General features: G+C 73.8%; 23 protein-coding genes. 14 read left to right on the top strand and 9 right to left on the bottom strand.

Translation table 11 applies throughout. The annotated features are described in order from the left end of the window. The first annotated feature begins 34 nt into the window (after positions 1-34). Positions 35-1,027, top strand: coding sequence for a sporulation protein (locus KBX43_RS23955; RefSeq protein WP_064447217.1), 993 nt, complete (start codon positions 35-37; stop codon positions 1,025-1,027). A gap of 61 nt (positions 1,028-1,088) precedes the next feature. Here KBX43_RS23955 and KBX43_RS23950 read toward each other — a convergent pair whose 3' ends face one another. Next, positions 1,089-1,463 carry a hypothetical protein gene (locus tag KBX43_RS23950; RefSeq protein ID WP_043325541.1) on the bottom strand — a complete coding sequence of 125 codons (375 nt, stop codon included), beginning with the start codon at positions 1,461-1,463 and terminating at the stop codon, positions 1,089-1,091. A 284-nt stretch (positions 1,464-1,747) separates the two neighbouring features. Between KBX43_RS23950 and KBX43_RS23945 the strand changes: the two genes are divergently transcribed. Beyond that, a complete protein-coding gene (locus KBX43_RS23945; protein WP_043325539.1) occupies positions 1,748-2,170 on the top strand; it encodes a hypothetical protein in 423 nt (140 codons plus the stop codon). 498 nt (positions 2,171-2,668) lie between these two features. On the opposite strand, the gene KBX43_RS23940 is transcribed toward KBX43_RS23945, so the two are convergent. Together KBX43_RS23940 and KBX43_RS23935 are read right to left on the bottom strand one after the other, a co-directional pair. Beyond that, a complete protein-coding gene (locus tag KBX43_RS23940) occupies positions 2,669-4,888 on the bottom strand; it encodes an AAA family ATPase (protein ID WP_233607708.1) in 2,220 nt (739 codons plus the stop codon). 241 nt (positions 4,889-5,129) lie between these two features. Continuing rightward, the gene (locus tag KBX43_RS23935) at positions 5,130-6,239 is read right to left on the bottom strand and encodes a sigma-E factor regulatory protein RseB domain-containing protein (protein ID WP_210887237.1); all 1,110 of its coding nucleotides are present in this window, start codon (positions 6,237-6,239) and stop codon (positions 5,130-5,132) included. 95 nt (positions 6,240-6,334) lie between these two features. Here KBX43_RS23935 and KBX43_RS23930 point away from each other — a divergent pair, with 95 nt between their 5' ends. Both KBX43_RS23930 and KBX43_RS23925 read left to right on the top strand, forming a co-directional pair. Beyond that, the gene (locus KBX43_RS23930) at positions 6,335-6,991 is read left to right on the top strand and encodes a response regulator transcription factor (RefSeq protein WP_043325535.1); all 657 of its coding nucleotides are present in this window, start codon (positions 6,335-6,337) and stop codon (positions 6,989-6,991) included. Continuing rightward, positions 6,988-8,391 (top strand): cell wall metabolism sensor histidine kinase WalK, encoded by a 1,404-nt coding sequence (locus KBX43_RS23925; RefSeq protein WP_210887234.1) that lies wholly within the window; start codon positions 6,988-6,990, stop codon positions 8,389-8,391. Before KBX43_RS23930 ends, KBX43_RS23925 begins: the two co-directional genes overlap by 4 nt. 4 nt (positions 8,392-8,395) lie before the next feature. On the opposite strand, the gene KBX43_RS23920 is transcribed toward KBX43_RS23925, so the two are convergent. Together KBX43_RS23920 and KBX43_RS23915 are read right to left on the bottom strand one after the other, a co-directional pair. After that, positions 8,396-9,988 (bottom strand): tetratricopeptide repeat protein, encoded by a 1,593-nt coding sequence (locus tag KBX43_RS23920; RefSeq protein ID WP_043325533.1) that lies wholly within the window; start codon positions 9,986-9,988, stop codon positions 8,396-8,398. A 48-nt stretch (positions 9,989-10,036) separates the two neighbouring features. Continuing rightward, on the bottom strand, positions 10,037-10,507 hold the full coding sequence (locus KBX43_RS23915) for a MarR family winged helix-turn-helix transcriptional regulator (protein ID WP_064447222.1): 471 nt from the start codon (positions 10,505-10,507) through the stop codon (positions 10,037-10,039). A 50-nt stretch (positions 10,508-10,557) separates the two neighbouring features. Between KBX43_RS23915 and KBX43_RS23910 the strand changes: the two genes are divergently transcribed. After that, on the top strand, positions 10,558-11,079 hold the full coding sequence (locus KBX43_RS23910; RefSeq protein WP_043325531.1) for a VOC family protein: 522 nt from the start codon (positions 10,558-10,560) through the stop codon (positions 11,077-11,079). 48 nt (positions 11,080-11,127) lie between these two features. Next, entirely contained in the window at positions 11,128-12,030 is a 903-nt protein-coding gene (locus KBX43_RS23905; RefSeq protein WP_064447223.1) for a hypothetical protein, read from the top strand. Here KBX43_RS23905 and KBX43_RS23900 read toward each other — a convergent pair. Then, the gene (locus KBX43_RS23900) at positions 11,996-12,514 is read right to left on the bottom strand and encodes a potassium channel family protein (RefSeq protein WP_064447224.1); all 519 of its coding nucleotides are present in this window, start codon (positions 12,512-12,514) and stop codon (positions 11,996-11,998) included. The genes KBX43_RS23905 and KBX43_RS23900 overlap by 35 nt on opposite strands. A gap of 114 nt (positions 12,515-12,628) precedes the next feature. Beyond that, a complete protein-coding gene (locus tag KBX43_RS23895) occupies positions 12,629-12,802 on the bottom strand; it encodes a DUF4236 domain-containing protein (RefSeq protein WP_064498970.1) in 174 nt (57 codons plus the stop codon). Between the two features lie 200 nt (positions 12,803-13,002). Here KBX43_RS23895 and KBX43_RS32265 point away from each other — a divergent pair, with 200 nt between their 5' ends. The 7 genes from KBX43_RS32265 (at position 13,003) to KBX43_RS23865 (ending at position 18,480) form a co-directional block, all read left to right on the top strand. Continuing rightward, positions 13,003-13,143, top strand: a complete 141-nt coding sequence (locus tag KBX43_RS32265; RefSeq protein ID WP_157539073.1) for a putative leader peptide — start codon at positions 13,003-13,005, stop codon at positions 13,141-13,143. Positions 13,144-13,278: 135 nt separating this feature from the next. After that, the gene (locus tag KBX43_RS23890; protein WP_064447225.1) at positions 13,279-14,307 is read left to right on the top strand and encodes an ABC transporter substrate-binding protein; all 1,029 of its coding nucleotides are present in this window, start codon (positions 13,279-13,281) and stop codon (positions 14,305-14,307) included. Further along, positions 14,304-15,122 carry an ABC transporter ATP-binding protein gene (locus KBX43_RS23885; protein WP_064447226.1) on the top strand — a complete coding sequence of 273 codons (819 nt, stop codon included), beginning with the start codon at positions 14,304-14,306 and terminating at the stop codon, positions 15,120-15,122. Before KBX43_RS23890 ends, KBX43_RS23885 begins: the two co-directional genes overlap by 4 nt. Further along, on the top strand, positions 15,115-15,966 hold the full coding sequence (locus KBX43_RS23880) for an ABC transporter permease (RefSeq protein ID WP_082931027.1): 852 nt from the start codon (positions 15,115-15,117) through the stop codon (positions 15,964-15,966). The genes KBX43_RS23885 and KBX43_RS23880 overlap by 8 nt, the downstream gene beginning before the upstream one ends. Positions 15,967-15,977: 11 nt before the next feature. Then, a complete protein-coding gene (locus tag KBX43_RS23875) occupies positions 15,978-17,312 on the top strand; it encodes an LLM class flavin-dependent oxidoreductase (RefSeq protein WP_064447228.1) in 1,335 nt (444 codons plus the stop codon). Then, complete coding sequence (locus tag KBX43_RS23870) at positions 17,309-17,872, top strand: flavin reductase family protein (protein WP_043325522.1); 564 nt, start codon at positions 17,309-17,311, stop codon at positions 17,870-17,872. Before KBX43_RS23875 ends, KBX43_RS23870 begins: the two co-directional genes overlap by 4 nt. Continuing rightward, positions 17,869-18,480, top strand: coding sequence for a malonic semialdehyde reductase (locus tag KBX43_RS23865; RefSeq protein ID WP_064447272.1), 612 nt, complete (start codon positions 17,869-17,871; stop codon positions 18,478-18,480). Before KBX43_RS23870 ends, KBX43_RS23865 begins: the two co-directional genes overlap by 4 nt. Here KBX43_RS23865 and KBX43_RS23860 read toward each other — a convergent pair whose 3' ends face one another. Both KBX43_RS23860 and KBX43_RS23855 read right to left on the bottom strand, forming a co-directional pair. Beyond that, complete coding sequence (locus KBX43_RS23860) at positions 18,481-18,936, bottom strand: Rrf2 family transcriptional regulator (protein WP_013284925.1); 456 nt, start codon at positions 18,934-18,936, stop codon at positions 18,481-18,483. A gap of 7 nt (positions 18,937-18,943) precedes the next feature. Then, complete coding sequence (locus KBX43_RS23855) at positions 18,944-19,858, bottom strand: AraC family transcriptional regulator (protein WP_210887231.1); 915 nt, start codon at positions 19,856-19,858, stop codon at positions 18,944-18,946. A 159-nt stretch (positions 19,859-20,017) separates the two neighbouring features. On the opposite strand from KBX43_RS23855, the gene KBX43_RS23850 reads away from it, so the two are divergent. After that, entirely contained in the window at positions 20,018-20,794 is a 777-nt protein-coding gene (locus tag KBX43_RS23850; RefSeq protein WP_104114509.1) for a glucose 1-dehydrogenase, read from the top strand. Positions 20,795-20,808: the final 14 nt, after the last annotated feature.

Genomic DNA, 20,808 nt, shown 5'->3' with positions numbered 1-20,808 from the left:
TCCATGTCGGAATGCAGTTCAGCGGGAGTGACCGATGGTCTTCAAGAAGATGTTGAGCGCGTTCGGCGTGGGCGGTCCGAGCGTCGACACGGTGCTCACCAACCCGAACACCCGGCCCGGGCTGACCCTGGACGGTCACGTCAACCTGGTCGGTGGCGACAGCCCGGCGCGGATCGAGCAGATCAACCTCGGCCTGGTCACCCGCGTCGAGATCGAGAGCGGCAACCACGAGTACGCGGGCGTCATGGAGTTCCACCGGCTGCCCGTCAGCGGCGCGTTCGATCTGGCGCCGAAGCAGCAGCTGTCGATCCCGTTCCAGATGCCGGTGCCGTGGGAGACCCCGATCACCGACGTCTACGGCCAGCGGCTGCACGGCATGACCATGGGCCTGCGTACCGAGCTGGCGGTGGCCCGCGCCGTCGACAAGTCCGACCTGGACCAGGTGTCCGTGCACCCGCTGCCGGTCCACGAGCGCATCCTGGAGGCGTTCCAGGCGCTCGGTTTCCGGTTCAAGCACGCCGACCTGGAGCGGGGCCACATCTACGGCGTGCCGCAGACGCTGCCGTTCTACCAGGAGATCGAGTTCTTCGCCGCGCCGCAGTACGCGCAGACGGTCAACGAGGTCGAGCTGACGTTCGTGACCAGCCCGCAGGGCGTCGAGGTGATCCTGGAGTGCGACAAGCGGGGCGGCTTCCTCAGCCCCGGGCACGACGTGATCGGCCGCTACTCGGTCCCGCACACCGACGCCGCCCGTACCGACTGGGTGCAGGTCGTCGACGGCTGGCTGCGGGAGACCACCGGCCGCTACGGCAGCATGCGCGCCCAGGGCTTCGGCATGCCGCACCACGGCGGCCACGGCTACCCGGGTCACCACGGCTACGCCGGCCACGGGCGGCGCGGCCCGGGCATGGGCGGCGTCATCGCGGGCGCCGCGCTCGGCGTCGCCGGCGGCATGATCGCCGGCGAGATGCTCGACGACGCCTTCGACGGCGGCGGTGACGACTTCGGGGACTTCGGCGAGGAGTGAGCAGACGCGACGACGCCCCCGGGACGGATCCCGAGGGCGTCGCCGTTCGCGCGGCGTCGGATCAACGTCCGCGGCGCTCCTTGCCGGAGCGGCGCGCGCTGCCCGCCTTCGACAGGCCACGGCTGACCAGGTACGCGCCGGTCAGCGCGGTCAGGTACCACCAGGCCTGGTTCGGGTTGTTGATGTTCAGGCCGTTGGCGGTGGTGCCCTTCCAGAACGCGGCGATCACCACGAGCGCGACCGCTGCGGCGTACACCCAGAACTCGGTGGTCAGGAACGCCTGCTTCGTCTCCGTACCCGGGGACGGCATGTTCTCCCGGTGACCGTCGTGCATCGACGGCATGTGCCGGGTCGACGTGTCCTGCATGCTCGACCGGTTCTGGACGTCGGACATCGGCCGGTTCATCGGCCTGGTGGATGCAGCCTGCGTGCTCATCTGGTCCTCCTCAGGATTTGATGAGTCGTTAACCTGCACACCCTCGCCCCGCTACCGCAGGTCGGCCACGGCGCGGTTCGCGCTCTGTGGCGGGGGCACCCTGGGTCTACCCGAGGCCGGAGACAAGGTAACCGCCGGTCGCCGTCGAATGGCCACCACGCTCGGCCTTGCAGCCGGAACCGGACACGAGGGCGCACACCGGTCCTCCCGCCGCCGGTTCCGGTTTCAGCCACCCACCCTCGGGCACGCAACACCGATACCCCGAGAGCTGCGAGGTGGTTGACGTGCGTGAGGACGACATGCGGCAGGACGCCGCCCGGCGGGCCGAGCAGCGGGTCGCCGGCGGCGTGTACGGCGACGGCGCGCTGGACGAGATCACCGTGCCGCAGACCGACGTGGAACGGATGCGGCAGGAACTCGACCCGGACGACCCGGCGGACGTACCCGTCGACCCGACGGTGCTGCGCGACGGCGGACCGACCCGGGGTCAGGGCGCGGTGACCACGACCGGTGGCACGGCCGGCCCGGCCAGTGTGCGCCGGTTGGCCCGGCAGCCCGAGAAGCACCCGGGCAAGGTGGCCCCGACGACGACCGGGGACGCGGGTACGGGTGGCCTGAGCACCCCGGCCGGTGGCTCCACGAGCGACAATTCGGCCACCGGCGCGCAGGTGGGCAACTTCACCAACAATCGCCCTAATCCGGGCTGACCGAGGCAGCACGCGAGGGCGGGGGCGGCCTCCGGCCACCCCCGCCCTCGCGCACCCGCGTCTTGACTGCGCCACTTCGCCGAAGTGGCGTGGTCAGCGCGGCCATGATGTAGCAACTTCCCCGTTCTGGTGCGAGGGTCGCCAGTTCGGCGGGGTGGTGTGGTCGGGGCGGGTGTGATGCAGCAACTTCCCCGATCTGGTGCGCGTGACCGCCACTCCGGCGAACTGGCGCGAACAGGCCACCCGGACACACGCCCCCGTCCGCCGCCCTCAAGCCCGCACTCGCCGATCTTGCACTTCCGACCCGAAAAATATCCGTTTGATGGCGCTTTTCCGGGGCCGCAACTCCATGATCGCGGAGCGGGGCGAGGGGCGAGAGTGGGCGCGGCGGGACGTGAGGCAGCACGTGCTCGGCCCGGTCGATCATGAAGTTGGCGGCTGATTTGAAGATCGACAACGCCGCCAACTTCATGATCAACGGGGCGGAGGCGGAGGCGGTCAGGGGGTGCGGAGGATGCCGAGGCGCTGGGTGGCTCTTGTCAGGGCCACGTAGAGGTCGCTGTGGCCCCTCGGGGACTCGGACACGATGCGGGCCGGGTCGACCACCAGCACCGAGTCGAACTCCAGGCCCTTGGCCTGCTCGGTGGTCAGCACCACCACCCGGTTCGCCAGCTCGGGCTGCTCACCCACTGTCGCCTCCGGCAGCGCCGCCACCACCGCGCCGCCCAGCTCGTCCACCCGCCCGGTGGGCACCAGCACGCCGAGCCGCCCGTCGCCGAGCGACGCGGCCTCCCGGGCGGTCGCCTCGACCAGTTCGGTCACGAGGCGGTCCGCCGGCACGGTCCGGTCCCACGGCGGTACGCCGGTGGCGCGTACCGAGCGGGGTGGCCGCAGCGCCGGGTCGATCTCGGCGAGCACGTCGGCGGCGACCGCCATGATCTCGGCCGGGGTGCGGTAGCTGACCGTGAGCTCCTCCAGCCGCCACCGGTCCGCCACGTACGGGGCGAGCGCCTCGCCCCACGACGGCGTGCCGGCGAGCGCGCCGGTCTGCGCCACGTCGCCGACGATCGTCATGGACCGGCTGGGGCAGCGGCGCATCAGCAGCCGCCACGCCATCGGCGACAGCTCCTGCGCCTCGTCCACGATGACGTGCCCGAACGCCCACGTCCGGTCGGCGGCGGCGCGCTGGGCGGTGGTGAGCCGGTCGGACTCCTCCTGCCGTTCGGAGAGCCGGTCGGCGTCGATCAGGTCGGTGACGCCGAGGATCTCGCCGCCGTCTGCCTCGTCCTCGACGTCGATGGAGCGGGAGCCGCGCCAGATCTCCAGCACGCCCTCGGCGTACTCGCGTTCCAGCGCCCGGATCCGCTCCCGCCGGGCGACGGCGGCGCGTTCGTCCTCGCCGAGCAGTTCGGCGGCCTCGTCCAGCAGCGGTACGTCGGCGGGCGTCCAGCCGCCCGGCTCGCGGTGCAGCGCGGCCCGTTCGGCGTCGGTGAGCATGGGCGCGGCGGTGGCGATCCGCTCCGGCGAGGCGTACAGGTCGGCGAGCAGGCGTTGCGGGGTGAGCACCGGCCACAGCTCGTCCAGCGCCGCGCGGATCTCCGGCTCCTCGCGCAGCTCACGGCGGATCTCCGCGCGGTCGGCCTCGGAGAGCAGGTTCTCCCCGCCGAGCGGGTCGGCGCCGATCCGCTCGGCCACCTGGTCGGCGAGCGCGTGGACGATCTCCACGTCGAACAGGGCGCGGGCCAGGTTGTGCGGGCGGCCGGTGCGGCGTACCCGGTCGCGGGCCTGCCGCACGGTGTCCGGGTCGAGCGTCAGCACCTCCCGCTGCGGCAGTTCGATGGTGACCGGCTCGTCGGGCACCCACTGCCGGTCGCGGACCGCGGCGGCGAGCACGTCGGCCAGCACCGCGCGGCCTTTCAGCGCGGCGGTGGTGGCGGGCTCCGCGCGGCGCGCGTGCACGCCGGGGAACAGGTCTGCCTGGGTACGCAGCAGCACGCCGGTCTCGGCCAGCGTGGGCAGCACCTGGGAGATGTAGCGCAGGAACGTGGCGTTCGGGCCGACCAGCAGCACACCGCGGGTGGAGAGCTGCTGGCGGTGGGTGTAGAGCAGGTACGCGGCGCGGTGCAGCGCCACCGCCGTCTTGCCGGTGCCGGGCCCGCCCTGCACCACCATCACGCCGGGCAGGTCGGCGCGGATGATCCGGTCCTGTTCGGCCTGGATGGTCTCGACGATGTCGCGCATCCGGCCGGTCCGCCCGGCGTTGAGCGCGGCGAGCAGTGACGCCTCGCCGGTCAGTTCCTCGTGCGCGGTGGGGGAGGCGGCGGTGATGTCCAGCACCTCGTCGTTGAGCCCGGTCACCTTCCGGTCGCGGGTACGCAGGTGCCGACGGCGGCGTACGCCCTGCGGGTTGGCGGCGGTGGCCAGGTAGAACGGCCGGGCGGCGGGGGCGCGCCAGTCCATCAGCAGCGGGTCGTAGTCGCCGGAGGAGTCGAAGATCCCGATCCGGCCGATGTAGCGGACCGCGCCGTCGTCGCCGTCGAGGCGGCCGAAGCACAGGCCGCTCTCCACGGCGGAGAACTGCTCGACCTGGTCGGCGTACATCGCCACTGTCGAGTCGCGCTGGGAGCGGGCCTGCTGCGTGCCGCCGGTGTGACGCAACTCCTCGTCGAGCCGCCGGGCGGCCTGTTCCCGCATGCCGTCCAGCCGGTCGTACAGCATCGAGACGTATTCCTGCTCGCGGCCGATCTCGTCGTCCTGGCGCAGGTCAGCCGACACGTCGGAGTGCGTTGACAATCCGGCTCCTCATTGACTAAAATTGCCGCAGGAATGGCATTCAGAAGCCATTCCTTTTTTGTGCCTGAACTGAGAAAGATAGCGCGTCGGCCGGCACCCGACCAAGCCCGGACACGACTCGGGGCCCGGTCGACGTCAGCCGACCGGGCCCCGGGCACGGCGATTCTCAGCCCTTGGCCGCCTGGTAGAGCCGCTCCGGCGTGACCAGACCGGCGATCACCCGGCCGTCGTCGGTCAGCAGCACGCTGAACAGCTTGCCGCTGAGCAGCCGGCCGCTGCCCCAGTCGCCGCTGACCTTCGGCAGGTCACCGAGCACCTGGGCGAGCATCTGGGCGTCCGGCGCGTCCGCGCCGGGCTTCGCGCCGTCGCCGGTCGCCGCATCGCCGATCTTGGCGACCACCACGGTGGTCCAGCCGGTGCCGACGGTACGCACGTCCGGCTTCTCGGCGTCCTTGCGATCGAACCGCTTACCCGCCGGTCCGGGCCGCTCGCCCTCGGTCGCCTCGGTGACCTTCACGCCGGGCGGCGGGTTGAACCGGAACTGGTCGGCCTCCGGCGTGCGAAAGTCGACCTGGGTGAACGCCACCTGGAACGCGGGCTCGTCCTGCCCGTCGGCGAGCACCTGCAGACGCAGCGGCACGTGCTCCTTCGCGTCCAGCGCGATCCGGACCTGGTGAACCAGGGACGCCTTGTCGCGCGGCGTGAGCACCAGCTCGTACGCGTCCCGCCCGGCCACTGTGGCGGTGCGGCCGACGGTGACCGCGGTGGTCGGGTCGATCGCCTCCAGCGCCCGGTCCGCGGCGTCGGCCGGGGTGGCCGGCGCGGTGGCCCGGTCCGGCGCGTCGGCCGGCAACACCCGGTGCGTGGCGGTGTTCTCCCGGCTGTTCCAGGTCCACACGTCGCGGCCGTTGCGCAGGATGTCCTGCTCGCCGAGCGTGTCGACCAGCGCGAGCCGCTGCCGGTCCTCGCCGCCGTACCAGACGCGCAGCGTGTGCGTACCGGAGACCAGGCCGGCCAGGTCGTTGCCGGTGGCCCGGCCGGCGAGCGCGGCGATCGGCGGCAGGCCGAGGTCGGCGCGCTGCACCACGGTGCCGGAGAGCCCGTCCAGGCGGGACGTGCGCAGGTCTTCCAGGAGCTGGGCGGCGCTGCGCGGCGGCAGCGCCGGGTCGGCGCCGGCGGCGAACGTGCCGACGGCGGCGCCACCGCCGATCACGGCGACCCCCGCGGTCACCGGGACCAGCCAGCGCAGCACGGCGCGGTTCTTCATCACGGACATAGTGTGCACCTCCTGCGCACCATGCTGCGCGAGCGTCGCTGTGACCACGCTGAGGAGATCCCCTACGGGTGACCCCATGGTGGCACCCTGGACCGGTGCGGTTGCTGGTGGTGGAGGACGAGACGCGGCTCGCGGCGGCGCTGCGCCGTGGTCTGTCGGCGGAGGGTTTCGCGGTGGACGTGGCGGCGACCGGCCCGGCCGGGCTGGACGCGGCCCGGCACGGCGAGTACGACGCGATGATCCTCGACGTGATGCTGCCCGGCCTGTCCGGCTACGAGGTGGTGCGCCGGCTGCGCGCCGAGCAGCGCTGGCTGCCGGTGCTGATGCTGTCGGCCAAGGACGGCGAGTACGACCAGGCCGACGGCCTGGACTGCGGCGCCGACGACTACCTGACCAAACCCTTCTCGTACGTGGTGCTGCTGGCCCGGCTGCGGGCGCTGCTGCGTCGCGGCGCGCCCCGCCGGCCCACCGTGCTCACCGTCGGCGACCTGCGCCTCGATCCGGCCCGCCGCCGGGTCACCCGGGCCGACGCCGAGGTGGTGCTGACCAGTCGCGAGTACGCGCTGCTGGACTATCTGATGCGCCGCCCCGGCGAGGTGGTCTCCAAGACCGAGCTGCTGGACCACGTCTGGGACGCCTCGGTCGACACCGCCCCGAACGCGGTGGAGGTCTACGTCGGCTACCTGCGCCGCAAGATCGGCCGGGAACGGCTGGAGACGGTACGCGGCGCGGGCTACCGGCTGGCCACGTGAGCCGCTGGGTACGCGGGCCGCTGCCGCGCCTCGGCCTGCGGGCCCGGCTGCTCGCGCTGGGTGTGCTGGGGCTGGCGGTCGGGTTCGCGTTCGGCGGGACGCTGCTGGTCGGCGCGCTGGGCTGGACTCTGCAGCGCTCGGTGGACGAGGAGGCGCTGCGTACCGCCGACGCGGTGGCGCTGCTCACCGCCGAGGACGCGCTGCCGGACCCGCTGCCGGTGGCCGGCGGGCAGTTGCGGGTGCAGGTGGTCGACGTCCAGGGCCGGATCCGGGCCGCCTCGATCGACGCGGACCGCCTGGTGCCGATGCTCGGCCCGGACGAGCTGCGGCCCGGGCAGCGGCAGCGGCTGGTGGTGGACGGGCGGCGCGCCGGCATGCCCGGCCCGGTCCGGGTGGTCACGGTGCCGGCCGGCACGCCGCAGGAGCCGCGTACGGTGCTGGTCGCCAAGTCGCTCACCGACGTGCGGCACAGCCTGCGCGTGGTCCGCAACCTGCTGCTGGTGGGCTTCCCGCTGCTGGTTGCCGGGCTGGGCGTGGTGGCTTGGCGGGTGGTGGGCGCGACGCTGCGACCGGTCGAGCAGTTGCGCAGCGGCGCGGCCGAGATCACCGGGCGGGCCGGGGCGGAGCGGCTGCCCGTACCGGCCGGGCAGGACGAGATCCACCGGCTCGCGGTCACGCTCAACGACATGCTGGACCGGCTGGCCGCGTCCCGGGACCGGCAGCGGGCGTTCGTCGCCGACGCCGCGCACGAGCTGCGCAGCCCGCTGACGAACATGCGTACCGAGCTGGAGGTGGCGCGGCGGCTCGGCGACGACACCGACTGGCCGGCGGTCGCCGACGACCTGCTAGCCGACACCGAGCGGCTCAGCCGCCTGGTGGACGACCTGCTGCTGCTGGCTCGCCTGGACGAGCAGGACGCCCGGCCGGCGCCGGTGGGCCCGGTGGAGCTGGGCGAGCTGGCGCGCGCGGTGGCGGCCCGCTACCCGTCGCCGCCGCTGCGGCTGACGCTCCCGGACGGGCCGCTGTGGGTCGAGGGGGACGCGGGGGAGTTGCGCCGGGTGCTGGTGAACCTGGTGGACAACGCGCTGCGGCACGCGCGTACCGGCGTGGAGCTGGCCGTGAGCGGGCCGGACGGGGCGTACCACCTGGTCACGGTGACCGACGACGGGCCGGGCGTCCCGGCGGCGGACCGGGAGCGGGTGTTCGCCCGGTTCACCCGGCTCGACGACGCGCGGGCCCGCGACGCGGGCGGCGCGGGCCTGGGCCTGGCGATCGTGCGTGAGCTGGTGCGCCGGGCCGGCGGCACGGTGGAGCTGGCCGACGCGACGCCCGGCGCCGCCGCGCCGGGGCTGCGGGCGACGGTACGGCTGCCCGCGCTGGCCGAGCCGGACGCGGAGTGAACGGTCAGCGGCGGCGCTTGGTGCAGACCGGGCCGGTGCGCGCGACGGTGTCGGTGGACCACACGAGCGCGACGGTGAAGCAGTAGTCGGTGGTGCGGTCGAGCCCGTAGGCGATGTAGTCGGCCGACCCGGCGGGCAGCGTGGCGAACGTGCCCTGCGGCTGCCCGGCACGGCCGCCGGCGACCACCACCGGTCCTTCCGCGCCCGGCGGGTACGTCCAGCTCAGCACGATGCTGTCGCGGCGGTCGGTAAGCGTGAAGCTGCCGGGCGGGGTGCCGGGCTTGGCGGCGGCGGGAGTGGACGGCGCGGGACCGGCGGAGGTGGGCGGAGGCGCGCTGGACGCCGGTGCGCCGGTGGCCGGTGGCGGGGTGTCGCGGCGGTCGTCCACCCGGGACACCCCGGCGATCACCGCGATGGTGCCGAGCAGCAGCGCCACCACCACGCCGAGCACCACGAGCGGCAGCCAGGGCAGTGTGCGCCGCTCGGCGGCCGGTGGCCGGGGCACGTGCACCGGCAGGTAGCGCGACGGCGGCTCGGGCGGGGCCGGTGGCACCCGGCGTACGCCGTCCGGCTCGTCGCCGGTGAGCCCGACCACAGTGGGCGGCAGCGGGTCCGCGCCGGGGCGCCACAGCGGCTCGGCCGGCTCGTCGGGCGGCCACGGGTAGTCGTCGAGCGCGTCGGCGTCGGCGTCGGGCGCGGTACGCGGCGTCGGCACGTGCGCGGTCTCGGCGGCCCGGCCGGGCGGGTGGTAGAGCGGCGTCTCGACCGGCTCGTCCAGCGCGGGCGGGCTGTACGGCGGCAGGTCGTGCGGCCCTTCGTCCTGCGGGGGGACCCGCGCGGCGGGCACCACCGGCGTGGTGCGGGCGGGCGGCGGCTCGGGAGCGGGCGCGGGCGGGGGCGCGGGGCAGACGTGGTCCGGGTCGGCGGCGGCGCGGGCCAGCCCGGCCACCTGGGCGGCGAGCGGGTCGTCGGGGTCCAGGTGCAGGCGGCACAGCTCCTCTGCGAGCGTCAGGTGCTCGTGCGCCTCGGCGTACCGGCCGCAGTCGCGTTCCATCGCGCCGAGCTTCGCCAGCATCTTGATGCCGCTGGGGTGGCCGTCGCCGTAGACCTCCCGGTGCAGCTCCCAGGCGTCCTGCAACCGGTCGCGCGCCACCTCGCACTGGCCGCGCGCGTACTCCACGGTGGCCAGGTCGGCGTGCGCGGCGAGCACCCGCTGCGATTCCGGGCCGTCGCGGGCGGTCAGCTCGATGATGACGTCGGAGTAGAGCCGGGCGGCCCGGGCGTCGCTGCCGACCCGGTGCAGCACCGCGGCGAGCGTCGCGGCGGCGGTGACGGTGCGCTCGTCGGAGCGGCCGAACAGCCGGGTGGCGGCCGCGTACGCGAACGCGGCCCAGCCGCGGGCGGAGTGCGGCTCGCCGAGCGCGACGAGCACCCGGGCCTGGAGTCCGGCCGCCTCGGCCAGTTCGGGGGAGGCGTTGTCGGGGCGGGGATCGGCGTCGCTGAGCGCGTCGGCGAGCAGCCGCTCCGCGCCGGTGAGGTCGCCTTCGGACACCAGTTGGTGCGCCTGGACGGTCAGGTCAGCGAAGCCGGAGGACACGCCCCATCGTGCTCGTCCGGCGACGGTATGTACAAGACCCGGAGTGGATCAGTTTGGTCCCGAATCCGTCAAGTGTTCGGCGAGCGTCTCGCTGATCCGGCGTAGCTGGTCGACCTGGGCCGGGCTGAGCGCGTCGAACAGGTGCCGGCGTACCCCCTCGACGTGGCCGGGCGCGGCGGCGGCCAGGGTGGCGAAGCCGGTGTCGGTGAGCACGGCGATCTGCCCGCGCCGGTCGGTGGGGCAGTCCTCGCGGCGGATCCACCCGGACGCCTCCAGCCGGGCGGCGGCGTGCGAGAGCCGGCTGCGCGAGGAGCCGGTGAGCTCGGCCAGTTCGCTCATCCGCAGCCGCCGGTCCGGGGCCTCGGAGAGGCGGACCAGGATCTCGTAGTACGCGTGCGGCATGCCCGCGTCGCGTTGCAGCTCGCGGTCGAGCGCGTCCATCAGCGCCCGGGAGGCGGTCAGGAAGGCGCGCCAGGTCCGCTGCTCGTCGGGGTCCAGCCACCGGGTCATGACGCCCATCATAGCGCCGATAGTTGAACGCTCAACAAAACCGGGGTACGGTCGGTGGCATGGGCATCCACCGACTCAACCACGCCGTCCTCTACGTCAGTGACCTGGAGCGCAGCGTCGCCTTCTACCGCGACGTGCTGGGCTTCCGGCGGGTCCCGATGACGCCCGAGGGCTTCCGCGGCGCCGCGTTCCTCCAGGCGCCCGACTCCACCAACGACCACGACCTCGGGCTGTTCGAGATCGGCGCGGCGGCCGGGGCGTCCCAGGCCGGCCGGGCCACCGTCGGCCTCTACCACCTGGCCTGGGAGCTGGACACGCTCGACGAGCTGGGCGCCACCGCCGAGCGGCTGGCCGCCGCCGGAGCGCTGGTCGGCGCGTCCGACCACGGCACCACCAAGAGCCTCTACGGCCGCGACCCGGACGGGCTGGAGTTCGAGATCGTCTGGATCGTCCCGGCCGAGCTGCTCGACGACGCAGCGCTGGCCGCGCGTACCCGCATCGGGCGGCTCGACCTGGACCGCGAGCGGCAGCGCTACGGCGGGCAGACCCGCGGCGGCGTGGGCATCTCCGTCCCGGTCTGAGCGGGGTTCACGGCCGGTCCCGCCGCGCCGTGCGGTAGAAACGGCACCATGTCGACCGACGCCGTCCTGCGCGAGCTGCTCGTCCGCCAGCTCGACCACTGGCTCCCCGCCGCGCTGCACCGGGCGCGGCGGGCCACGCTCGCGCTCGCGTACGCCGGGGGTGACGCCACCGGCGCGGAGGAGGCGTTGCGGGTGGTGGCCGAGTTCGCCGACCGGCTGCGCGGGCGGCGGCTGACCGTGCTGGTGGTGGCCGACGACGGCACCGACCTGGCGACGCGGCTCGGCGCCGCCGAGGCCGCACTGCCGGCCGACGTCGCCGTGCACCTGGTGCCCGGCGGACCGGACCGGCTGCCGGTGGCGCTCAAGGCCGCGGGCGCGGCCGGCGCGCCGCTGCTCACCGTGGCCGACGGCGCCGACCCGGACCCGGCCCTGCTCGCCGCCGCCGCGTCCGGCCGCCCGGCCGAGCTGCTGCTGGTCACCGTGCCCGGCCGGTCGCTGCGCCCGGCGCTGAGCGCCGCCGGGTTCCCGCTCGCCACCGAGGTCGAGCTGGTGCCCGACGGGGACGCCCCGGCGCGGCTGCTCGGCTACGCCACCGGCTCCGACAAGGGGCTGGAGACGGTCAAGGAGGCGCTCTGGGCGGTCGACGAGTACGCCGGGGTGCGCTACCGCGACCCGGCCGACCCGCAGGGGCGGCTGCTCGACATCTCGCTCGAACCCGAGCCCGGCCCGCTGCGCCGGGAACTGCTGGCCGAGCTGGCCCGCTCCGGTCCGCGTACGGTCACCGAGCTGCGCCGCTTCGCCACCACGGCGACCGTCTACCGGGCCGCCGACGCCAACCGGGCGCTGGCCTCGCTGCTCGCCTCCGGCGCGGCGACCCGCGATCCCGAGCACGGCCGGCTCGGCGGGGACGTGCTGATCAGCGCCGCCCCGAACGCTGGGTCATCTGCTTGACCACTATCGAGGCTCCGGTGGCGACCACACCGATGCTGAACACCATCTGCGCGCACACCGCGATGCGGGCGATCTGGCCCTGGGCGTGTACGTCGCCGTAGCCGACAGTGGTGAGGGTGGCCAGCGCGAAGTAGAGCGCGTCGACCCGGGTGCGCAGGCCGACGAACTCGCCGGGCCGGGTGTTCGCCACCACGTAGTCGCCGAGCGCGAAGACCAGCAGTCCGGCGATCAGCGCGACCGCGAGCCGGGTGAGCGCCCGGTCCTCGTCCCGGCCGGTCGGCTGGTCCTTGACGAGCTGGCGGCGGACCTGACCGGTGACCAGGAACGCGATCACGGCCACCAGGATCGCCGTGCCGATCGAGCGCAGGGCCAGCCGCAGGCCGTTCGGGTCGGCCTCGACCGGCACGAGGAAGTAGCCGACCAGCATGAGCGCGCAGGCCGCCACGGCCCGCCGTCGTATCCGCCGCAGGGACAGGTCCGTCATGCGGCGATTCTCCGGTCACGGGGACGCCGTGGCGGGCGGAACCGCGAACCCGGCCCGCAGACGACGAGCGGGGTGCCGGCACGTCGCCGGCACCCCGCTCGTCGCCTGGGAAGGTCAGGCCTTGTCCTGCTTCCACGACAGTGGCCCCGGAAGGTCCACGCGGTGGGCGCGGGTGTTCGAGTTCCAGGACCAGCGGCCGATCTTGATGCTCCACGACGAGAAGCCGTTCTGGGTGAAGTGGAGGATCAGCGGCCCGTACTTCTTACGCTTGCGGAACTGGACGCCCATCGGGGGTGCCTCCTTCTCTCCCTGCCTCTGCAGTCGTCTGCATGCCTTCGCGGCATCGAACATGCCCGGATCGACGATTCGCGAAACCCTGCCCGGTCCGCTCTGGACGGTGGGACTGCCGCCCGGCAAAATCTCTATCCAACGGGTAGGTGTTAAGGAGTCGTAAATGCTGGTGGGGGTGGGTCGTAACAAAGCCAGCGATGAAAGTCTCACTGAATGGAAGGGCATTGACCGGCGTGGAGAACGGTCGGCAGCATGAGGGCATGTCGCAGCGGGACGAGCTTCTCCTCACCGCTCGCGTGCACGTCGACCTGGTCCGGCACGCGAGCGCGCTCTGTTGAGCCGAGCGCTCGTCGTTCCCTCTCCGCCCGTCCGTTCCCGCAGCCGGCGCACCGTGGCCCGGCGCGGCACGGCGTGCTCCCCGGCCCCGCGCGGGCCCCCTCCACCGCATCGTGGACAGATCAGGAGACTCCGCCATGCCCTCGACCCGATCACCGCGGCGTGCCCTCACCGCCGCCGTCGCCCTGCTCGCCCTCACCACCGCCACCGCGTGCGGCGCCGACGCCGCCGCCGGCGCACAGACCAAGGAACTGCGCTACCAGGGTTCGGTGGGCCAGGTGACCCTCCCCGAACTCGCCGCCGACCTCGGCTACCTCGGCGACGTCACGCTCAACTGGATCGGCAACGTCACCGGCGGCCCGGCCGACATCCAGGCCACCGCCACCGGCCAGAGCGACTTCGGCGGCGCGTTCAACGGCGCGATCGTCAAGCTCCAGGCCGCCAACGCCCCGATCACCGCGGTGGTCAGCTACTACGGCTCCGACGCGCAGACGTTCCAGGGCTACTACGTGCTCGACGGCAGCCCGATCCGCGGCCCGCGCGACCTGATCGGCAAGCGGGTCGGCATGAACACGCTCGGCGCGCACGCCGAGGCCGTCCTGCGCACCTGGCTGGCCCGGGGCGGCCTCACCGCCGCCGAGATCGGCAAGGTCGAGTTGGTCGCGCTCCCGCCGGTGAACACCGAGCAGTCGCTGCGCGCCCGGCAGATCGACGTCGCCGTGCTCGGCGGCGTGATCCGCGACAAGGCGGTCGCGAACGGCGGCATCCGCACCGTCTTCACCGACTACGAACTCCTCGGCGCGTTCAGCGCCGGCAGCTACGTCTTCCGCGACGACTTCCTCACCCGTAACCCGGACACCGTCCGGACGTTCGTCACCGCAGTGGGCAAGGCGATCGAGTGGGCGCGCACCCAGCCGCGCGAGACGGTGGTGGCCCGGCTCAAGGCGATCATCGCCAAGCGCGGACGCAACGAGGACACCACGCTCGTGGAGTACTGGAAGTCCAGCGGCGTCGCCGAACCCGGCGGCCTCATCACCGACCGGGAGTTCGCCACCTGGATCGACTGGCTGGCCGACACCGGCGAACTCAAGGGCGAGCGGCCGAAACCGTCCGACCTCTACACCAACCGGTTCAACGCCGCCGCGGCCACAGGCGGTGGCGCATGAGCACCGACAAGATCCGCTTCGACCGGGTGCGCAAGGTCTTCCCCGGGCGGCGTGGCGGCGGCGGCGCGGTCACCGCGCTCGACGACCTCACCCTCGGGGTACGCCCCGGCGAGTTCCTGGTCGTCGTCGGCCCCAGCGGCTGCGGCAAGTCCACACTGCTCGACCTGCTCGGCGGGCTGGCCACCCCGACAGCCGGGCAGGTGCTCGTGGACGGCCGCCCGGTCACCGGGCCCGGCCTGGACCGGGGCATCGTCTTCCAGCAGTACGCGCTGCTGCCCTGGCGTACCGCCGCCGGCAACGTCGCGTTCGGACTGGAGGCCAAGGGCCTGCCCCGCGCCGAGCGCGCCGAGCGGGTCGCGTACCACCTCGACCTGGTCGGGCTGACCGGCTTCGCCGACCGCTACCCGCTCGAGCTGTCCGGCGGCATGAAGCAGCGCGTCGCCATCGCCCGCAGCCTCGCGTACGACCCGGACGTGCTGCTCATGGACGAGCCGTTCGCCGCGCTCGACGCGCAGACCCGCGACTCGCTGCAGGACGAGCTGGTGCGGATCTGGCAGGCCACCGGCAAGACGATCGTGTTCATCACGCACGGCATCGACGAAGCGGTGCACCTCGGTCAGCGGGTCGCCGTGATGACGTCCCGGCCCGGCCGGATCAAGCAGGTCATCGACATCGAGCTGGGCGACCGGGAGGCCGAGGAGGACGTCCGCTCCACCGGCGCGTTCCGCCACCACCGGCACCAGATCTGGACGCTGCTGCGCGACGAGGTACGCGCCGCGCAGTCCGCCGTACGCGAGGAGGCCCGCGTTGGTTGACGTCGCCGCACCGCCGGCCCGGCCGGTGGCCGCCCCGCCCGCTCCGGCCGTCGCGCCCGGCCGGCCCGCACGCCTGCTCGGCCTCGGCGGCCGGGCGCTGCACCGCAGCGCCGCGCTGCTGGCGCTGGCCGCGATCTGGGAGACGGTGCCCCGCGCCGGGCTGGTCGACCGGGTCTTCCTGCCCCCGCTGTCCGAAGTGCTCGCCGCCTGGTGGGAGCTGCTGCGCACCGGCCAGCTCGCCGACCACGTCGGCGCCAGTCTCACCCGCTCACTGACCGGGCTCGCGCTCGCCGTCGTCACCGCCATCCCGCTCGGCCTGCTGATCGGCTGGTACCGGCCGCTCGCGGACCTGCTCAGCCCGCTGCTGGAGGTGTTCCGCAACACCGCCGCGCTGGCGCTGCTGCCGGTCTTCGTGCTCATCCTCGGGCTCGGCGAGACGTCGAAGATCGCCCTGGTGGTCTACGCCTGCTCCTGGCCGATCCTGCTCAACACCGTCGCCGGCGTGAAGGGCGTCGACCCGCTGCTGATCCGCTCGGCCCGCTCGATGGGGCTCAACCACCTGCGGCTGTTCCAGAAGGTGATCCTGCCGGCGGCCGTGCCGACCGTGTTCACCGGCGTCCGGCTCGCCGGGGCGTACTCGATCCTGGTGCTCGTCGCCGCCGAGATGGTCGGCGCCAAGGCCGGGCTCGGCTACCTCGTGAACTACGCGCAGTACAACTTCGCGATCCCCGACATGTACGCCGGGATCATCACCATCTCCGCCATCGGGCTGGTGGTCAACCAGCTCCTCGTCGCCGGGGAACGCCGCTTCTCCACCTGGCGCGTCGACGTCACCACCGCCTGAGAGGAACCGCCATGTCCCGGACCCTGCACCTCAACGCCTTCCTGATGGGAGTCGGCCACCACGAGGCGGCCTGGCGGCACCCCCGCGCCGACCCGAGCCGCCTGGCCGACGTACGCCACTTCCAGAACCTGGCCCGCATCGCCGAGCGGGGCACGCTCGACTCGGTGTTCCTCGCCGACGGGCTCGCCGTCGGACCGGCCGTACGGCACAACATCCAGGCCGTCTTCGAGCCGATCACGCTGCTCGCCGCGATCGCCACCGCGACCGAGCACATCGGCCTGATCGCCACCGCCTCCACCACGTACACCGAACCGTTCAACCTGGCCCGCGCGTTCGCGTCGCTGGACCACCTCAGCGGCGGCCGGGCCGGCTGGAACATCGTCACCTCCGCCCAGGCCCGGGAGGCCCGCAACTTCAACCTCGACGACCACCCGGCGCACGCCGACCGCTACCGGCGGGCCGCCGAGTACGTCGACGTGGCGATCAAGCTCTGGGACAGCTGGGAGGACGACGCGCTGGTCCTGGACGCCGCCGCGGGCGTCTTCGCCGACACCGCCCGGGTGCACGAGATCGACCACGCCGGGGAGCGGTTCCGGGTCCGCGGGCCGCTGAACACGCCCCGCGCGCCGCAGGGCCGGCCGCTGCTGGTGCAGGCCGGCTCGTCCGCCGACGGGATCGCGTTCGCCGCCCGGTACGCCGAGGCCGTGTTCACCGCCCAGCAGACGCTCGCCGACGGCCAGGCGTTCTACGCCGCGCTGAAACGGGCCACCGCCGACGCCGGACGTGATCCCGACCTGGTCAAGGTGCTGCCCGGTATCGCGCCGGTCATCGGGGGTACGGAGAAGGAGGCCCGCGACCTCGCCGACGAACTGGAGGCCCTGATCGTGCCCGAGCACGCGCTCGCCCAGCTCTCCGGCATGACCGGCCTCGACCTGACCGGGCTGCCGCTGGACGGCCCGCTGCCCGACCCGCCCGACGCCGGCACGGTGCAGTCGCACCAGAGCCGCTACCAGCTCGTCGTCGAGCTGGCCCGGCGGGAACGGCTCACGCTCCGGCAGCTCATCGGCCGCCTCGGCGGTGGACGCGGACACCGCGTCGTGGTCGGCACCCCGGAACAGATCGCCGACCAGATCGAGCTCTGGTTCACCCAGGGCGCCGCCGACGGCTTCAACGTCATGCCACCGCTGCTCCCCGACGGACTGGAGGACTTCGTGGACCACGTCGTACCACTGCTGCGCCGGCGCGGGCTGTTCCGGTCCGCGTACACCGGGCGCACGCTGCGCGAGCACTACGGCCTGCCCCGGCCGGCCAGCGTCTACGCGACCCGTGAGCTGGTGGCGTCGTGACCACCGTGGACCGGCCCGGCGCCGGAACGGTCGAGCTGCGCCCGGTCGACGTCGACTCGTTCCGCGGCCTGCTGCGCCGCCAGGCGTCCACCGTCACCGTGGTCACCACCCCCGGCCTGCGCGGCAACCGGATGCGGCCGGACCTGCCGCCGGCCGGCTTCACCGCCACCTCGTTCACCTCGGTGTCGCTGGACCCGCCGCTGGTCTCGGTCTGCCTGGGCCGCGCCTCGTCGAGCTGGCCCACCGTCGAGCAGGCCGAGCACGTCGCCGTGCACCTGCTCGCCTCCGGCCAGCAGGAGATCGCGCAGATCTTCGCCACCAGCGGCATCGACCGATTCAGCGCCCACCCGGGCTGGACCACCGGGCCGTTCGGCGTGCCGCTGATCGGCGACGCGCTCGCCGTGCTGCTGTGCCGGGTGGTGCGCCGGATCGAGGCCGGCGACCACACCATCCTGCTCGGCGAGCCGCTCGCGCTCGGCGCGGGCGAGGACGGCGACCCGCTGCTGCACCACCGCGGCGGCTACACCACCACGCTCGGCGACTGGCCCGAGGCGTGGTGACCACCGCCGCCGACGAGCTGATCGCGCTCGACCGGGCCGCCCAGGACCTGCTGTTCCGGGCGGCCCGCACGGCCAACGCGTTCACCGACCAACCGGTCGGCGACGAGCAGGTACGCGCCATCCACGACCTGGTCCGGTACGGCCCGACCGCGATGAACGCCCAGCCGCTGCGGGTGCTGCTGCTGCGCTCGGCGGCGGCCCGGGCGCGGCTGCTGCCGTACGTCAGCGCCGGCAACCGGAACAAGACGGCCGGCGCGCCGCTGACCGCGGTGCTCGCCGCCGACGTGGACTGGCACGACCGGCTGCCCGAACTGTTCCCGCACCGCCCCGGCGCGCGGGACTGGTTCACCGGCGACCCGGCCGGACGGGAGGCCCAGGCCCGGTTCAACGCCGCGCTCCAGATCGGCTACCTGCTCGTCGGGGTACGCGCCGCCGGGCTGGCCGCCGGGCCGATGGCCGGGTTCGACGCGGCCGCTGTGGAACGGGAGTTCTTCCCGGACGGGCGGCACCGGGTGCTGCTGCTGATGAACATCGGCCGCCCGGCGCCGGACGCCTGGCGGGAGCGGCTGCCGCGCCTGCCCTACGAGGAGGTGGTCAGCACGCTGTGATCAGCGCGGCTCCCACGCGTCCGGCTGGGCGGTCAGCTTGCGCACGTGCGCCGGCAGCCGGCCGCTGACCAGCTCGTCCAGGCTCACCTCGTCGACCACCCGGCGCACCGAGGCGCGTACCGCCACCCAGAGGCGGGGCAGGTTCTCCGCCGCCCCCTCGTACCGCGTCTCCTCGGGGCGCAGCCCGCGTACCCCGGCGAGCGGGCCGTCGACGGCGCGCAACACGTGCCCGATGGTGATCTCGCGCGGCGGCCGGGCCAGCGTGTAGCCGCCCTCGGCGCCGCGCTGGGCCCGGACGACCCCGGCCCGGCGCAGGTCGGCCAGGACCGCCTCGAGGAACTTGCGCGGCATGTCCTGCTCCGCCGCGATGGCCTGGGTGGACAGCAGGGTGGGGTACGCGGTGGCCAGGCTCAGGGCTGCCCGGACCGCGTAGTCGCCGCGCGCGGAGATCTGCACAGTGCCATCATGCCTGGCCGGTGGGTGCGGGGGAGTCGGCGGGCGGCCGTGGTCGCACCAGACGGACGGGTAGCGGGCGCTCCCGGTTGGCCCGGAACGTCCCCGGGCTCACCCCGACCTCCCGGGTGAAGAAGCGGCCGAAGTTCGTCGGCTCGGGAAAACCCAGGTCCCGGCCGATCCGGGCGATCGACTCGTCGGTGGCGGCCAGCAGCCGGCACGCCTGCAACGCGACCCGCTCGTCGATGACCTGCTTGGCGCTGCGCCCGGTCACCGCCAGGCAGGCCCGGGTCAGCGTACGCACCGAACAGCCCAGCTGGGCGGCGTAGTCCTCCACCCGGCGGGTGTGCCGGTAGCCGCGTTCCACCTCGCGGCACAGCCGCCGGAACGTGTCGGTCTCGGCCCGGGGCGCGGCCCCGTTCTCCGGGTGCGGCAGCAGGCTCAGCCGCAGCAGCAGCACGGCGAGCTGGTGACGCAGCAGCGCCGCGGCGGGAGGCACCATCGCGTGCCGTTCGGCGTCCACCGCCAGCTGGCTCACCTCGCTGATCACCGCGTCCTCGTCCTCGCCGGCGAGCTGACGGTGGGCGGGCACCGCGTCCGGGTCGACGTCGAGGCCGGCCAGCGCGTCCGGCCGCCAGCTCACCACTGTCGCGTCGAGCTGCGCGCCGACGCACCGCAACACCTGACCGGGGTACGCGCGCAGCAGTGTGCCGGGCCGGCAGGGCACCGGCCGGAAGTCCAGCTCGGCGGTGCCATGACCGTGCGTGACCAGGATCAGCACGTCGCGGTCGAGCAGGACCGGCCGGGGCCAGCCGGGCTCGGTGGCGAGGTCGCCGAGCGCACCGGTGAGGATCTCGTCGGCGCCGGGGCGCGACTCCGGCGGGCCGGTGCGGGTGGCCGGGGAGGGCTGACCGGTAGTGACCATCTCCCCGACGGTAACCGGCCCGGCCGCACGTTGCATCTCGACGGTTTCGCCCGCACGGAGGCGGTCTTGTCGGCACGCACGGCCGACGGTTAGGTTACCGATCGGTAAGCCCCGGGTCGGCCGACCGGCCCGCGGCCGGGCGACGGCGATGGGATGAGCATGACGGAACTGTTCTCGGTCGACGGCAAGACGGTACTGGTCACCGGCGGTTCGCGGGGGATCGGACTGATGATCGCGCAGGGCTTCGTACGGGCCGGCGCAAAGGTGATCATCTCCTCGCGCAAGGCCGACGTGTGCGAGTCGGTCGCCAAGGAACTCTCCGCCGAAGGGCACTGCGAGGCGATCCCGGCCGACCTCGGCAGCGACGCGGGCGCGCTGGCGCTCGCCGAAGCCGTGCGGGAGCGCCACGACCGGCTGCACGTACTGGTGAACAACGCGGGCGCCACCTGGGGCGCGCCGCTGGAGGAGTACCCGGAGGGCGCCTTCGACAAGCTCTGGGCGGTCAACGTCAAGGCCGTCTTCCGGCTCACCACCGCGCTGCTGCCGCAACTGCGCGCCGCGGCCGGCGCCGACGACCCCGCCCGCGTGATCAACATCGGGTCGGTCGACGGCATCCGGGTGCCGTGGATGGAGGTGTACGCGTACTCGGCCACCAAGGCCGCCGTGCACATGCTCACCCGCAGCCTCGCCCACCAGCTCGCCGGCGAGCGGATCACCGTCAACGCGATCGCGCCCGGCCCGTTCGAGAGCAAGATGATGGCGTTCGCGCTCGACAACCCCGAGTCGCGCTCGGCGATCGAGCAGCAGGTGCCGCTGGGCCGGATCGGACGGCCCGAGGACATGGCGGGCACGGCGATCTACCTGGCGTCGCGCGCCGGCGCGTACCTGACCGGCGCGGTCATCCCGGTCGACGGCGGAATCACCACGCGCGGCTGAGGCGTACCCCGGTG

It is taken from the genome of Micromonospora sp. C41, assembly GCF_018070485.1.
GTDB classification, from domain to species: domain Bacteria; phylum Actinomycetota; class Actinomycetes; order Mycobacteriales; family Micromonosporaceae; genus Micromonospora; species Micromonospora chalcea.
The sequence above is the reverse complement of the archived record's forward strand: the minus strand, read 5'-3'. Positions and strand labels throughout refer to the sequence as shown.

Bases quoted from the DNA above. Each gene is read 5' to 3' on its own strand.
- KBX43_RS23905 (WP_064447223.1), top strand. From the start codon at position 11,128: ATGTCGACCGACGCCGTCCTGCGCGAGCTGCTCGTCCGCCAGCTCGAC.
- KBX43_RS23955 (WP_064447217.1), top strand. From the start codon at position 35: ATGGTCTTCAAGAAGATGTTGAGCGCGTTCGGCGTGGGCGGTCCGAGC.
- KBX43_RS23900 (WP_064447224.1), bottom strand. From the start codon at position 12,514: ATGACGGACCTGTCCCTGCGGCGGATACGACGGCGGGCCGTGGCGGCC.
- KBX43_RS23885 (WP_064447226.1), top strand. From the start codon at position 14,304: ATGAGCACCGACAAGATCCGCTTCGACCGGGTGCGCAAGGTCTTCCCC.
- KBX43_RS23855 (WP_210887231.1), bottom strand. From the start codon at position 19,858: ATGGTCACTACCGGTCAGCCCTCCCCGGCCACCCGCACCGGCCCGCCG.
- KBX43_RS23940 (WP_233607708.1), bottom strand. From the start codon at position 4,888: ATGCTGTACGACCGGCTGGACGGCATGCGGGAACAGGCCGCCCGGCGG.
- KBX43_RS32265 (WP_157539073.1), top strand. From the start codon at position 13,003: ATGAAAGTCTCACTGAATGGAAGGGCATTGACCGGCGTGGAGAACGGT.
- KBX43_RS23915 (WP_064447222.1), bottom strand. From the start codon at position 10,507: ATGGGCGTCATGACCCGGTGGCTGGACCCCGACGAGCAGCGGACCTGG.
- KBX43_RS23850 (WP_104114509.1), top strand. From the start codon at position 20,018: ATGACGGAACTGTTCTCGGTCGACGGCAAGACGGTACTGGTCACCGGC.
- KBX43_RS23890 (WP_064447225.1), top strand. From the start codon at position 13,279: ATGCCCTCGACCCGATCACCGCGGCGTGCCCTCACCGCCGCCGTCGCC.
- KBX43_RS23910 (WP_043325531.1), top strand. From the start codon at position 10,558: ATGGGCATCCACCGACTCAACCACGCCGTCCTCTACGTCAGTGACCTG.
- KBX43_RS23935 (WP_210887237.1), bottom strand. From the start codon at position 6,239: ATGTCCGTGATGAAGAACCGCGCCGTGCTGCGCTGGCTGGTCCCGGTG.
- KBX43_RS23895 (WP_064498970.1), bottom strand. From the start codon at position 12,802: ATGGGCGTCCAGTTCCGCAAGCGTAAGAAGTACGGGCCGCTGATCCTC.
- KBX43_RS23875 (WP_064447228.1), top strand. From the start codon at position 15,978: ATGTCCCGGACCCTGCACCTCAACGCCTTCCTGATGGGAGTCGGCCAC.
- KBX43_RS23950 (WP_043325541.1), bottom strand. From the start codon at position 1,463: ATGAGCACGCAGGCTGCATCCACCAGGCCGATGAACCGGCCGATGTCC.